The sequence below is a fragment of the Janthinobacterium sp. FT14W genome (assembly GCF_009208755.1).
In the GTDB taxonomy this organism is placed as follows: Bacteria; Pseudomonadota; Gammaproteobacteria; order Burkholderiales; family Burkholderiaceae_D; genus Janthinobacterium; species Janthinobacterium violaceinigrum.
In genome coordinates this window covers 110,047-124,816 of the sequence record NZ_WFLL01000003.1, presented here as the reverse complement: position 1 = coordinate 124,816, position 14,770 = coordinate 110,047, and the positions used below count along the sequence as shown (strand labels likewise).

At 63.0% G+C, this 14,770-nt stretch carries 9 protein-coding genes; 8 read left to right on the top strand and 1 reads right to left on the bottom strand.

Translation table 11 applies throughout. The features are described from left to right. Positions 1–30: 30 nt before the first annotated feature. From GCN74_RS04070 to GCN74_RS04055, 4 genes are all read left to right on the top strand, one after another. Positions 31–1,986 carry a lytic transglycosylase domain-containing protein gene (locus GCN74_RS04070; RefSeq protein ID WP_226938854.1) on the top strand — a complete coding sequence of 652 codons (1,956 nt, stop codon included), beginning with the start codon at positions 31–33 and terminating at the stop codon, positions 1,984–1,986. 12 nt (positions 1,987–1,998) lie between these two features. Then, on the top strand, positions 1,999–2,715 hold the full coding sequence (locus GCN74_RS04065; protein WP_152255443.1) for a glutathione S-transferase family protein: 717 nt from the start codon (positions 1,999–2,001) through the stop codon (positions 2,713–2,715). Between the two features lie 13 nt (positions 2,716–2,728). Beyond that, positions 2,729–3,826 carry a multifunctional CCA tRNA nucleotidyl transferase/2'3'-cyclic phosphodiesterase/2'nucleotidase/phosphatase gene (locus GCN74_RS04060; protein WP_152255442.1) on the top strand — a complete coding sequence of 366 codons (1,098 nt, stop codon included), beginning with the start codon at positions 2,729–2,731 and terminating at the stop codon, positions 3,824–3,826. Positions 3,827–3,908: 82 nt separating this feature from the next. Next, positions 3,909–4,619, top strand: coding sequence for an N-acetyltransferase family protein (locus GCN74_RS04055; protein WP_413541524.1), 711 nt, complete (start codon positions 3,909–3,911; stop codon positions 4,617–4,619). On the opposite strand, the gene GCN74_RS04050 is transcribed toward GCN74_RS04055, so the two are convergent. Then, positions 4,620–5,144: an Lrp/AsnC family transcriptional regulator gene (locus GCN74_RS04050; RefSeq protein WP_034753092.1), complete on the bottom strand. Its 525-nt coding sequence runs from the start codon at positions 5,142–5,144 to the stop codon at positions 4,620–4,622. Positions 5,145–5,269: 125 nt separating this feature from the next. Here GCN74_RS04050 and hppD point away from each other — a divergent pair, with 125 nt between their 5' ends. The 4 genes from hppD (at position 5,270) to GCN74_RS04030 (ending at position 14,698) form a co-directional block, all read left to right on the top strand. Then, entirely contained in the window at positions 5,270–6,397 is a 1,128-nt protein-coding gene (hppD, locus tag GCN74_RS04045; protein ID WP_152255440.1) for a 4-hydroxyphenylpyruvate dioxygenase, read from the top strand. A gap of 195 nt (positions 6,398–6,592) precedes the next feature. Further along, positions 6,593–10,189 (top strand): indolepyruvate ferredoxin oxidoreductase family protein, encoded by a 3,597-nt coding sequence (locus GCN74_RS04040; protein ID WP_152255439.1) that lies wholly within the window; start codon positions 6,593–6,595, stop codon positions 10,187–10,189. 120 nt (positions 10,190–10,309) lie between these two features. Further along, on the top strand, positions 10,310–11,815 hold the full coding sequence (locus GCN74_RS04035) for a S41 family peptidase (protein WP_152255438.1): 1,506 nt from the start codon (positions 10,310–10,312) through the stop codon (positions 11,813–11,815). A 162-nt stretch (positions 11,816–11,977) separates the two neighbouring features. Then, a complete protein-coding gene (locus tag GCN74_RS04030; protein ID WP_152255437.1) occupies positions 11,978–14,698 on the top strand; it encodes a TonB-dependent receptor plug domain-containing protein in 2,721 nt (906 codons plus the stop codon). Positions 14,699–14,770: the final 72 nt, after the last annotated feature.

The following is a 14,770-nucleotide window of genomic DNA, read 5'->3' as shown; positions in this document are numbered from 1 at the left end:
ATTTCCCCACTGAAATGGATTGCCGGTACGATGCTGTGCGTTGCATCGGCCTTGTCCCCCCTGGCCGCCCTGGCCCAGGTGTCCGCCACCGTAACGCCTGCCGCACCCGACACGCGCAGCGAGGACGATGCCTTCCTGCTGCTGCGCGACGCCGCGCGCAAGGATGACATCGAGAAAGCCGACTTTTATGCGGGGCGCCTGACGAATTACCAGATTCCATCGTATGTTGACTATTATCGGCTGAAACCGCGCATCAAACAGTTGACCGAGGCGCAATTTCGAGATTACCTGAACCGCTACAAGGGCAGCGCCATCGCCGACCGTTTCCGCAACGACTGGCTGCTGGAGCTGGGCCGCAAGCGTGACTGGGTCGTGTTTGATGAGCAATATCCGCAATTCGCCCTCGACGACGACACCCAGCTCAAGTGCTACGCGCTGATGTCGCGCGCCGCCAAGGGCCAGAACGTGGCGTCCGAGGCGCGCAACCTGCTCGTGTCGCCGCCCGGCTATGGCGAAGCGTGCGGCAGCCTGATCGCGGCATTGGCGCAAAACGGCCAGTTCGACGCGAACGACCTGTGGGCGCAGATCCGCCTGGCGGGCCAGACCAACGCCACGGGTCCCGCGCGCCGCATCGCGCTGCTGCTGGGCGCCTCCGACGCGAAGATGGCGCAAGCCATCGACTTGCCGGCGCTGGTGCTGGCCAAGGGCCCGGGCGCCAGCCGCGCCGACCACGAAATGTACCTGGTGGCCGTGGGCCGCATGGCGAAAAGCACCTTGAAACTGGGCGTGGTGGCCCTGCAAAAGGCGAGTTCGCAGCTGACGGCGCAGGAACAGGCCATCGGCTGGGCCAGCCTGGCCCTGCAAGCGTCGTATGCGCTGGCGCCGGAAGCATTCGAATATTGGCAAAAAACTAATGGCGCGCCGTTGACCCAGGAGCAGATGCAGTGGAAGGCGCGCATTGCCCTGCGTGAAGGCAACTGGCCGCTGGTGAAGGCCGCCATCCTGGCCATGCCGGCGTCCCTGCGCACGGACCCCACCTGGGTGTACTGGCTGGCGCGGGCGCAGCAGGCGGAAACGCCGGGCCGCCCGAATGCGCAGGCGGACGCCCTGTACCGCACGATCAGCGAGCAATCGAATTTCTACGGCTTGCTGGCCAATGAAGAGCTGGGCAATCATCTGGTGTTGCCGCCGCCGGGCCAGCCCGTCACGCCGGCGGAAATTGCCGTCATGGCCGCCAATCCCGGCTTGCAGCGGGCCTTGAAATTTTTCAATATGCGCTTGCGCTTCGAAGGCACGCGCGAGTGGAACTGGGAATTGCGTTCGATGACGGACCGCCAGCACCTGGCGGCCGCGGAATTTGCACGCCAGAACAATGTGCTCGACCGCATGGTCAACACCTCGGACCGCACGCGCCTGGAAGTGGACTACACGCAGCGCTATCCGACGCCGCACGACGACGTCATGCATCCGGCCACGCAGACGCTGGGCCTGGACAAGGCCTGGGTCTATGGGCTGATCCGCCAGGAATCGCGCTTCATCATGGATGCGCAGTCGCATGTGGGCGCCTCGGGCCTGATGCAGGTGATGCCGTCGACGGCCCGTTATGTCGCCAAGAAGATCGGCCTTACCGATTTCGTCACGGAAACCCTGAGCGACGTGCGCACCAACGTCTTGCTGGGCACCAACTACCTGAACATGGTGCTCGGCGGCCTCGACGGTTCGCAAGTGCTGGCCAGCGCCGCCTACAACGCGGGACCGGGGCGCCTGCGCATCTGGCGCGCCACCATGACGCGTCCGCTGGAAGGCGCCGTCTTCGCCGAAACGATCCCGTACACGGAAACGCGCGGCTACGTGAAAAACGTGATGGCCAACGCCACCTATTACGCGGCCCTGTTCGAGAAGAGCCCGCAGTCGCTGAAAGCGCGCCTGGGCACCGTGGGACCGAAAAACAGCGCTGTTTCCGCCGATTTGCCATCATCCAACTAGAGTTCGCCGACCATGCAAACGACCATCCTCGATCCCAGCCTGACGCAAACCCTGGCCGCCGCGCGCGAGCCGGGCCTGACCCTCATCATCGGCAACAAGAATTACTCGTCGTGGTCGATGCGCCCGTGGGTGGCCATGACGGCGTTCGGCATCCCCTTCCATGAAGTGCGCGTCTTGCTCGACCAAAGCGACACGGCGACGAAAATCGCCGAATATTCGGCTTGCGGCCGCGTGCCCGTGCTGCTGGCGGGCGAGATGACGATCTGGGACAGCCTGGCCATCTGCGAATACCTGGCCGAGCAGTTTCCCGATAAGCACCTGTGGCCGCAGGACGTGGCCGCGCGCGCCATGGCACGCTGTGTCTGCGCGGAAATGCACTCGGGTTTCGCCGGCTTGCGCACGGATATGTCGATGAATATCAAGGCAAAATTGCCGGGCCGGGGCCGCACGGCCGCCGCCCAGGCCGATATCGGCCGCATCAGCGAAATCTGGGAAGAGTGCCTGTCGCGCTTTGGCCACCACCAGTTCCTGTTTGGCGACTTTTCCATCGCCGATGCCTATTTCGCCCCCGTCGTCATGCGTTTCCGCACGTATGGCGTGAGCCTGGCGCCGGCCCTGAACGCGTATTGCGAGCGCGTGCAGGCGCACCCGGCCGTCGCGCGCTGGATCGCGGAAGCGCTGGCGGAAACGGAAGTCGCTGCCAAGCACGACGCGGAATTGCCCGATTGAAGAGACGTTGACGATGAAGATATACACGGTCGGTGGCGCGGTGCGCGACCAACTGCTGGGCTTGCCCGTGAAAGACCACGACCACGTCGTCGTGGGCGCCACGCCCGAAGACATGCTGCGCCAGGGCTTCCGTCCCGTGGGCAAGGATTTCCCCGTCTTCCTGCACCCGAAGACGCAGGAAGAATACGCCTTGGCCCGCACGGAGCGCAAGACGGCGCCCGGCTACCGGGGCTTTGTCTTCCACACGGCGCCCGACGTCACCCTGGAAGACGACCTGGTGCGGCGCGATCTGACCATCAACGCCATCGCCCGGGCCGAGGATGGCAGCCTGACGGACCCGTTCGGCGGCATTGCGGATATCCGCAACAAAGTCTTTCGCCACGTCTCCGGCGCCTTTGGCGAAGATCCCGTGCGCATCCTGCGCCTGGCCCGCTTTGCCGCCCGCTTCGACGCCTTTACGGTGGCGCCCGCCACCATGGCGCTGATGCGCCAGATGGTGGTCGATGGCGAAGTCGATGCGCTGGTGGCCGAGCGCGTGTGGCAGGAAGTGGCCAAGGGGCTGATGGAAAGCCATCCGTCGCGCATGCTGATGGTGCTGCACGAATGCGGCGCCCTGGCGCGCATCATGGGGGAAATTGCGCTGAGCGAGCGCCTGCTGCAGGTGATCGATCATGCGGCAGCGCAAGGCCTTGAGCTGCCCGTGCGCTTCGCGGCCTTGATGCTGCGCATGAGCAAGGATGCCATTGAGCAACTGAGCGTACGCCTGCGCGTGCCCAACGAGTGCCGCGAGCTGGCCGTCATGGCGGCCCGCGAACGGGAGCATATCAATGGCGCGCTGGCGCTGGGCGCCGAAGCCATCGTCGCCCTGTGCGAACGCTGCGACGGCTTGCGCAAGTCGCAGCGCTTTGCGCAGATGCTGCAGGCGGTGGCCTGCGACGGGCTGGTCACCGGCGATTTCCCTCAGGCGGCGCGGCTGCAGGGCGGGCTGGACGCGGCGCGCGCCGTGAATGCGGGCGCGCTGGCGCAAGGCTGCGCGGAGCCCAAGCGCATCCCCGAAGTCATCCATGCGGCGCGGGTAGCGGCCGTGCAGGCCTTCCTGGCCCAGGCTTGAACGGCGGAACTACGTTACAATGCTGCACTGCACAATGCCGGCCTGACGTGCCGCAGCACCGCTTCCAGGAGTCGACGTGACCATACCCAAGCTATTTCAAAACCCGTTTCGCCGCTGGCTCAGCCGTAGCGGCGGCGGGCGTCCGACCGTGCTGGTCAAGCAACTGCATGAGCGCGACCGGCGCCGCATGATGAAGCATTTCCTGACCCTGGAAAAAAGCGACCGCCTGCTGCGCTTTGGCAGCGCCTTGCCCGATGAGCTGGTGGCCCAGTACGTACAGAAGATGGATTTCTCGCGCGACATGGTCTACGGCGTCTACAACAGCCTGTTCAAGCTGGTGGGCGTGGGACACCTGGCGTTTGCGCCGAAGGACAAGTCGCCGGCGAAAAGCGTGGTGACGGACAAGGAGCAGGTGGCCGAGTTTGGCGTGTCCGTGTCGAAATCCATGCGCGGCATGGGCGTGGGCTCGAAACTGTTCGAGCGGGCGGCGATCCACTGCCGTAACAACGATGTCGATACCCTGTACATGCACTGCCTGTCGTCGAACAAGACGATGATGCATATCGCCAAGAAGGCGGGCATGGAAATCCAGCGCGACTATGGCGAAGCCGATGCTTATCTGAAACTATTGCCGCCGAACCCCAGCAGCATGCTGCAGGAAGCCGTGCAGGAGCAGTTTGCCATGTTCGACTACACGTTCAAGGCCAATGCGCGCGCCGCCTATAAGCTGTTCGAGCGCTTGCCGGGACGCAAGAAGCCAGCGCCGCCGGCACCCCCGCCGCCAGCAGAGTAATTACAGCAGCGGCAAGGCCGTCGTATCCTTGATGCGCTGCAGGGCGAAGCTCGATTTCACGTCCAGCACGGCCGGGTGGCGCAGGAGGGTCGCCATCATGAAGCGCGAAAAGTGCTCCATGTCTTCCACGTGCACGCGCAACAGATAATCCATTTCGCCCGTCATCGCATAGCAGGCCACCACTTCCGGCCATTGCGCCACGGCCACGGCGAAGTCGGCGCGCGGCGAGGTATTCGTCACCAGATTGGGCGCCAATACGCGCGCCGTGCTGTGGGCGGTGGCGTCGCTGTGCTTTTCCAGCCGCACGTTGACGTAGGCCAGCAAGCCCAGGCCGATCTTTTCCGGGTCCAGCAGGGCCACGTACTGGCGGATCACGCCCGCTTCTTCCAGCCGTTTGACACGGCGCAAGCATGGCGACGGCGACAGGCTGACCTGTTCGGCCACGTCCTGATTCGACAGGCGGCCATCGGCCTGCAGGACGGCGAGGATCTTGCGATCCGTTTTATCCAGCGTAATTTTGCTCATGCTTCCTCCGGTGGTTCGACTTTCACGCAATATTATTGCGCAAATCATGATTGTTCGGGAGATCTTTGGCATTTAATGCCCACAGACCGGGCCTATACTGTGCGCTACTTCTTGGAGGAGACATCATGCAATTTCAGCCTTGGGAAAACCCGATGGGTACCGATGGTTTCGAGTTCGTCGAGTATGCAGCACCAGACCCAAAAGCATTGGGCAAGCTGTTCGAGAACATGGGCTTCACGGCCATCGCGCGCCACCGCCACAAGGATGTGACCCTGTACCGTCAGGGCGACATCAATTTCATCATCAATGCCGAACAAGATTCGTTCGCGCAGCGTTTTGCCCGCCATCACGGCCCGTCCGTGTGCGCCATCGCCATCCGCGTCGACGACGCGGCCTTTGTGTACCGCCGCGCGCTGGAACTGGGCGCCTGGGGCTTCGACAATAAAACGGGCCCGATGGAGCTGAATATCCCCGCCATCAAGGGCGTGGGCGATTCCCTGCTGTACTTCGTCGACCGCTGGCGCGGCAAGGGCGCGGGCAAGCCGGACGCGGCCGCCCCGGGCGGCATCGGCGACATCAGCATCTATGACGTCGATTTCGTCGCCATTCCCGGCGCCGTCGCCAACCCCGTCGGCCATGGCCTGACGTATATCGACCACCTGACGCACAATGTCCACCGTGGCCGCATGAAGGAATGGGCGACGTTCTATGAAAGCCTGTTCAACTTCCGCGAAGTGCGCTATTTCGACATCGAAGGCAAGCTGACGGGCCTCAAGTCGAAGGCCATGACTTCGCCGTGCGGCAAGATCCGCATTCCCATCAACGAATCGTCGGACGACAAGTCGCAGATCGCCGAATACCTGGACCAGTACCATGGCGAAGGCATCCAGCACATCGCGCTGGGTACGGAGAATATCTATGCGTCCGTGCAAGGCATGCGCGATACGGGTATCGATTTCCAGGACACGATTGAAACTTACTATGAGCTGGTCAACCGCCGCCTGCCGAACCACGGCGAGCAGCTGGAAGAATTGCGTCGCCTGCGCATCCTGATCGATGGCCACAGCACGGAAAACGAACGCGAACTGCTGCTGCAGATTTTCACGCAGACGGTGATCGGCCCGATCTTCTTCGAGATCATCCAGCGCAAGGGCGACCAGGGCTTCGGCGAAGGTAATTTCCGCGCCCTGTTCGAATCGATCGAGCTGGACCAGATCAAGCGCGGCGTGCTGAAAGATACGAAGGCGGCGTAATGTTGCTTTGTAACAAATAGTAGTAAAAAGAGCACCGGCCCGGGAGTGCAGCGCAGCAAAGAACTGCGCGCCTTCCTGTGGTAGTCTACGACAAACAAGTCATTTTTCCGCACCGGCATGCTCACAAAGCGCAGCCGGTACGTGTGAGTTCAACCGACTTTGCACGCGTAGCACAGAGAATAATGGAGACAAGTAATGAATGCACCAATCAAGGGCTCGAGTCTTGAGCCGGGCGCGCACGCGTCTGAAATTTCCCTGAACGACAAATATACGCTGGAGCGCGGCCGCGCCTTCATGACGGGCACGCAGGCGCTGATCCGCCTGCCCATGCTGCAGCGCGAGCGCGATTTGAAGGCGGGCCTGAATACGGCCGGCTACATCACCGGTTACCGCGGTTCGCCTGTGACGTCCGTCGACATGACGGCGATCAAGGCCAAGAAATACCTCGATGAACACCACGTCAAATTCCATCCTGGCCTGAACGAAGACCTGGCCGCCACGGCCGTCTGGGGCACGCAGCAAACGAATCTGTTCGAAGACGCGAAATACGACGGCGTGTTTGGCATGTGGTACGGCAAGGGCCCCGGCGTCGACCGCTGCGGCGACGTTTTTAAACACGCCAATAACGCCGGTTCCGCCAAGCATGGCGGCGTGCTGGTGCTGGCCGGCGACGACCACGCGGCCAAATCCTCGTCCACGGCGCACCAGTCCGACCATATCCTGAACGCCTGCGGCATCCCCGTGCTGTACCCGTCGTCGGTGCAGGAATACATCGACTACGGCTTGCACGCCTGGGCCATGAGCCGCTACACGGGCCTGTGGGTGTCGATGAAATGCGTGACCGACATCATCGAGTCGGGCGCCGCCGTCGATTTCGACCCGGACCGCGTGCAGATCACCCTGCCGACCGACTTCGAGATGCCGGCCGGTGGCCTGAACATCCGCTGGCCCGACACGGTGCTGGAGCAGGAAGTGCGCATGAACAGCTACAAATGGTACGCGGCGCTGGCGTATGCGCGTGCCAACAAGCTCAATAAAATCATCTGGGACAGCCCGAAGGCGCGCATCGGCATCATCACGGCCGGCAAATCCTACCTCGATACGCGCCAGGCGCTGGCCGACCTGGGCATCGACGAACAGACGGCGTCCGACATCGGCATCCGCCTGTACAAGATCGGCATGACGTGGCCGCTGGAAGCGGACGGCGTGCACGAATTTGCCAAGGGCCTCGACGAGATTTTGGTGGTGGAAGAAAAGCGCCAGATTCTCGAATACGCGCTCAAGGAAGAGCTGTACAACCTGAAGGATGGCGAGCGTCCGCGCGTGGTCGGCAAGTTCGACGACACGGGCGAATGGAGCAACCAGAAGGGCACGGGCCACGGCGACTGGCTGCTGCCGGCCACCTATGAACTGAACCCGGCCATGATCGCGCGGGCCATTGCCAGCCGCATTTCGCGCTACTACGCGGGTCATCCCGTCGAGCAGCGCGTGAAGGAGCGCATCGCCTACCTGGAAGCGAAGGAAAACGTCCTCAAGGCCATCAGCGTGAAACCCGACCCGCAAAAGGACCGCACGCCATTCTTCTGCTCGGGCTGCCCGCACAACAGTTCCACCAAGGTGCCGGAAGGCTCGCGCGCGCTGGCCGGCATCGGTTGCCACTACATGGTGCTGTGGATGGACCGCGAAACGTCGACGTTTACCCACATGGGCGCCGAAGGCGTCACCTGGGTGGGGCAGGCGCCGTTCACGAATGAGAAGCACGTGTTTACCAACCTCGGTGACGGCACGTATTTCCACTCGGGCATCCTGGCCATCCGCGCGGCCGTTTCGGCCAAGGTAAACATCACCTACAAGATTTTGTTCAACGATGCGGTGGCCATGACGGGCGGCCAGGAATTCGACGGCCCATTATCTCCGGCCATCATTTCGCGCCAGATCGCCGCCGAAGGCGTGGGGCCCATCATCGTCGTCACCGATGAACCGGAAAAATACCCGGACGATTACGCCTGGGCCCCAGGCGTCACCGTGCGCCACCGTTCGGAACTGATGGACGTGCAGCGCGAGCTGCGCGACATGCCCGGCGTATCGGCCATGATCTACGACCAGACCTGTGCTTCGGAAAAACGCCGCCGCCGGAAACGCAATGAATACCCGGACCCGGCCAAGCGCGCCGTCATCAACGAAGCCGTCTGCGAAGGCTGCGGCGACTGTTCCGTGCAGTCGAACTGCCTGTCGGTGGAACCGCTGGAAACGGAACTGGGGCGCAAGCGCCAGATCAACCAGTCGTCCTGCAACAAGGATTTCTCGTGCACGACGGGCTTCTGCCCCAGCTTCGTGACGGTGGAAGGCGGCGGCCTGAAAAAGCCGAAGAAGGCGGCTGCTGCCGGCAAGGACGCGCCGGCGGCGCCGGCCTTGCCGACGCCCGTCATCCCATCGACGGCCGAACCATTCGGCATTCTCGTCACCGGTATCGGCGGCACGGGCGTGGTCACCGTGGGCCAGATCCTGGCCATGGCGGCCCACGTGGAAGGCAAGGGCTGTTCCGTGCTCGACATGAGCGGCCTGGCGCAGAAGGGCGGCCCCGTGATGTCGCACGTGCGCCTGGCGGACCGCCAGGACGATATCCACTCGACGCGCGTGGGTACCGGCGCGGCCGACCTCGTGATCGGCTGCGACCTGATCGTCACGGCCAGCCGCGACGCCCTGTCGCGCATGGGAGAGGGCCGCAGCTGGGCCATGATCAACTCGACCAGCTCGTCGACGGCCGCGTTCGTGAAGAACCCGGACTGGCAATTCCCCGGCGCCTCGGCGCGCATGGAAATCGAAAAGGCCTGCGGCAGCGACCACGTGGACTTCATCGACGCGGGCCAGATCGCCACGGCGCTGATGGGCGACTCGATCGCGACGAATATGTTCATGCTCGGCTATGCCTGGCAAAAGGGCAAGGTGCCGCTGTCGGAAGCTGCCATCATGAAGGCCATCGACTTGAATAACGTCTCGGTGGCGTTCAACAAGGCGGCCTTCAACTGGGGCCGCGCCGGCGCCCACGATGCGGCCAGCCTGGTACGCATGACGACGCCTGCGAAAGTGGTGGAATTTAAGCGCATCGAAACGCTCGACGACCTGATCGAAAAGCGCGTGGCCCTGCTGACGGCTTACCAGGACCGCGCGTACGCGCAGCAATACCTGGACTTCGTCGGCCAGGTACGCGCCGCCGAAAGCGCCCTGAATGGCCCGCACCTGCGCCTGACGGAAGCCGTGGCCCGCTACTTCTACAAGCTGATGGCCTACAAGGACGAGTATGAAGTGGCGCGCCTGTACACGGATGGCGCCTTCCAGGCGAAGATCGCGTCCATGTTCGAAGGCGACATCAAGCTCAAGTTCCACCTGGCGCCGCCGATCATGGCGAAAACCGACGCCCAGGGCCACCTGGTCAAAAAGGAATTCGGCCCATGGATGATGAAGGCGTTTGGCGTGCTGGCCAGGTTCAAGGGCTTGCGCGGCACGGCGTTCGACATCTTCGGCCATACGGCCGAGCGCAAGATGGAGCGCGCGCTGATACTCGAATACCGCGCGACGGTGGGCGGCTTGCTGCCGAAACTGACGACGGCCAAGCTGGCGCAAGCCGTGGCCATCGCCAGCATCCCGGAAGACATCCGCGGCTATGGCCACGTGAAGGAACGTCATCTGAAGGCGGCGAAAGAGAAGGAAGCCAGCTTGCTGATCGCCTTCAACGCGCCGACGCCGCTGCCGCCCGTCGTGGCAGCACCCGTGGCGGCCACCGTGGCGTGATGGCGTGATGGCGGGAGCTTGACACAATGGCGCCTGCGGGCGCCATTGTGTCAAAGAAAACAACGCCTGATGGCAAAACGCATTATAATTTTTCGATAATTTCTTTTCGGAAAGTTTGCCATGCGTTCCCTGCGCTTTTCCACCCTGGCGGTTCCCCTTGCCCTTGTCTTGCTGTTGAGTGCCTGCGGGGGAGGCGGCGGTGGCAGCGATAGCGCGCCCGTCGTCCCGCCTGTCGCGCCGCCCGATTCGACGGCGCTGGTCGCATCCGCCACGGTGGCGAACCGGTGCGAGGCGCCGCGCAGCGGCAGCAGCATCGACAAGCCCGGTACCCTGCTCAATGAGCAGATGTGGGTGCGCAGCTGGATCGATGAAACCTATCTGTGGTACCGCGAAGTGCCGACCACCTACCTGCCGCAAAGCTTCGCCACGCCCATCGCGTATTTCAATGTGCTGAAAACAACGGCCACGACGGCATCCGGCAAGCCCAAGGACCAGTTTCATTTCACGTATACGACGGCCGAATGGGAAGCGTCGCTCAACGGCGTGGAACTCGGTTACGGCATGCTGCTGGCCATGACGCGCAACACGCCGCCGCGCAAGGCGGTGATCTCGATAGTGGAACCGGGTTCGCCGGCGGCGCTGGCGGGCCTGCAGCGGGGCGACGTGCTGCAAACCATCGATGGCGTCGATTTCGTCAATGCCCCCGACGCGGCCAGCGTGACTATCATCAACGCGGGCCTGTTCCCGAAGGCGCAGGGCACGCACACGCTGGGTTTCAGCCGCGGTGGGGCGCCCATGTCGGTGAGCCTGACGGCAGTAAGCGTGAACACCAGCGCCGTGCAGAACGAGCGCGTCATCGACACGCCCACGGGCAAGGTGGGCTATCTGACCTTCAATACGCACAACAACGTGGCCGAACGCCAGCTGGTCGAGACCATGCGGCGCTTCCAGGCGGCGGGCATCAGCGACCTGGTGGTCGACGTGCGCTACAACGGCGGCGGTTACCTCGATGTCGCCAGCGAGCTCGCCTACATGATCGCCGGTCCGCAAGTCACCGCCGGCAAAACCTTCGAGCAGGTGGTCTTCAATGACAAGACCAAGCCCGAAGCGCCCGTGCCCTTCCATGCGCAAAGCCAGGGCTTTCCCGCGCCCAATCCCCTCGCCCAGGGCACGCCCTTGCCATCGCTGGGCCTCAAGCGCGTGACCCTGCTCACGACAGGCAATACCTGCTCGGCCAGCGAAGCCATCATCAATGGCTTGCGCGGCGTGGACGTGCAGGTCAACCTGATCGGCGGCACGACGTGCGGCAAGCCTTATGGTTTTTATCCGGCGCCGAATTGCGGCACGACCTACTTCGCCGTGCAGTTCCAGGGCGTCAATGCCAAGGGTTTCGGCGACTTTGCCGATGGCATGGCGCCCACTTGCGACGTGGCCGACGATTACCAGCATCAGCTGGGCGACGCGGCAGAAGGCATGCTGGCGGCGGCGCTGCGCTACCGCAGCAGCGGCAGCTGTGCCCCGGCCATGGGCGCGACCCGGCTGCTGAGTTCGGTGGAGAGTCCGGCCGACACGGCCATGCGCCTGCTGCGCCCGGCCTACAAGGAAATTGCCATCATGCGGCCTTAAAGCGCATGCTTCTGCCACGGCCACGCCAAGGTGGTTGACGTTTTCCTGCTCACAAATCTTTCTATATAACAATTTTGATATATAGAAAGATGAATCCGTTCGTTCTGGAACGACTGGCATTTTGCTATCTTGCAGCCTTTCTCCACCTCGAAACGCGCAACGATGTCGAAACAGTTCAAGTTAACACCGCTCAGCCTTGGCGTACTGGCCATCCTGGGCGGCACCGCATGGCAGGCGCACGCGCAAACGCAAGCGCCCGCAGCGGATCAGCAGGCAGCGGCCACCCCGCCAGCCGTCGTGGTCACCGGTTCGCGCATTCCCCGCGCCAGCCTGGAAGGCCCGTCTTCCGTCACCATCCTGACCGGCGATGAAATCACCAAGCAGGGCTACAAGAACGTCTTCGACGCGCTGACCAACCAGGTGCAGAACAGCGGCTTTACGCAGGGCGAAGACTATGGCAACACCTTCACGCCGTCGGCCAATACCATCAGCCTGCGCGGCCTGGGGCCGAACCATACGCTGATCCTGCTGAACGGCCGCCGCCTGGCCGATTTCCCCATCGCCTATGACGGTGCCGTCAACTTTACCAATCTGGCGAACATCCCGTCGAGCATTGTCGAGCGCATCGAAATCCTCAACGGTGGCGCCTCGGCCATCTACGGTTCGGACGCGATCGCCGGCGTGGTCAACGTGATCCTGAAAAAACAGACGGAAGGCTTCGATATCAACGTCAAGCTGGGCGGCACCTCGCGCGGCGGCGCCGGCAGCCAGCGCGTGCAGCTGACCGGCGGCGGCAATTTCGACAAGCTGCATACCTTGTTCAGCGTGGAGCTGAGCGAGCGCGATCCGCTGTGGAGCATGGACCGCGATTTCATGAGCAGCCGCTCCGGCGTGCCGACGACGGTTGCTTCGCGCCGCACCCTGGCCTCCGGCACGTCCGGCCGCTATGTCGACCTGGGCGACACGTGCAGCCAGTTCGGCGACATGTTCGGCGGCAGCGTCAGCAAGTACACGGCGAAAAACGGCAGCTATTGCGCCAGCCCGAAAACCCGCCCCACCTACTGGACCACGCAGACCAAGAACAGCAGCCAGAACGTGTTTGGCAGCGCCAACTACGAGCTCGATGCGGAGACCACGCTGTTTGCCGATTTCCTGCTCGGCAAGAACAAGACCGTCAACAATACGCGCGGCCCGTCGTGGACCTCGGCTTCGCTGGGCGGCGGTTCCTTCCTGAACCGCAACAGCGGCGCCTACGAAGAGTGGACGCGCTATATCTCGCCCGAGGAAATCGGCGGCGTGCAGCGCTACAACCGCAGCTGGAACGACCTGGCCACAGCCATCTCGCTGGGCGCCAAGGGCCGCATTCCCGGCACCGCCTGGCAGTATGAGGCGAACTACAACGCCTCGATCTACAAGAGCGAAGGCCATACGCCGCGCCTGCGTTCGAACATCGACAGCTTCTTCCTGGGCCCGAGGCTGGGCACGGATGCGAATGGCGTGGCGATCTACGCGCCGGATCCCGCGCGCCTGTCGCGCCGCCTGACGCCGGAAGAATTCAACGGCATCACCGACTACACCAACAGCGACGACAAGGCGTGGACGAATACCCTGAGCCTGGCGACGAACGGCGACCTGTTCCAGCTGCCGGCCGGCATGGTGAAGATCGCCACGATCGCCGAACTGGGCAAGCAGGGCTTCCGTAACGCGCCCGATGCGCGCATCAACGAAGGCTACTTCAATATCGCTACCGGTTCGGGCGTCACGGCCGGCACGCGTTCGCGCTCGGCGCTGGGGGCGGAAGTCAATCTGCCGCTGCATGAAAAGCTGACGGGCACCCTGGCCGGCCGCTATGACCGCTACAGCTTTGCCGGCCGCAAGGAAGGCAAGTTCACCTACAACGGCGGACTGGAACTGCGCCCGGCGCCGGAGCTGCTGTTCCGCGCCAACTACGCCACCAGCTTCCGCGCGCCGGACATGAACTATATCTACCAGGCGCGCGGCACCGGCTATTACTCGAGCACCACTGATTACTACCGTTGCGGCGCCGCCGGACAAGCCATCGAAAACTGCGAGTACGCCAACAAGTCGCCCGGTGCCGATTATGTGCAGAACGGCAGCCGCGACCTGCAGTCGGAAAAAGGCAAGTCGTTCGGCGTGGGCGCCGTCTGGTCGCCGAGTTCCAATTTCGACGTGTCCGTCGACTATTGGAACATCAAGATCGACGACCTGGTGACGAACCTGAGCGACGACAAGCTGCTGCGCGATGAAGCCGATTGCCGCCTGGGCAAGACGGACATCGGCTCGCCCACCTGCATCGATACCTTGGGCCGCATCGAGCGTTACGCGGCCAATGCACTGAACAAGGCGGGCGAGATCAAGACCATCACCGTCAACCCGATCAACGCGGCCAAGCAAAGCAGCAGCGGCATCGATATCAGCCTGAAGTATTTGCTGCGCACGACAAACTATGGCCGCTTCGCCTTCAAGGCCAATTACGCCAAGGTGCTGAGCAAGAAATCGCAGCAATTCGCGGGCGACGAAGAGATCGACGAAACCAAATCGCTGACCAACATGGATTGGCCGGACAAGCTGAACCTGAGCGTCAACTGGGGCGCGGGCGACTGGTCGAACACCTTGCTGGTCAGCCGTTACGGCAAGGTGCCGAATGGCGCCGGCACGGGTTACCTGACGCCGACGGCGCTGGCCAATATCAGCACCGTGTACCGCATCAACGACCGTGCCACCGTCTCGCTGATCGTCAACAATGTGTTCGACAAGATCAAGCGCGACAACAGTGGCGGCTGGCCGTACTATCCGATTGGCAACTACAGCCCGCAAGGCCGCCAGGGATGGATCGAGTTTAACTACCATTTTGGTTCGTAAACCGCACTGGCCGCATCCAGCCGGGACAGCATCTGCTGTTCCGGCTTTTTTATTTTCCGGCGCGTTTTTTAT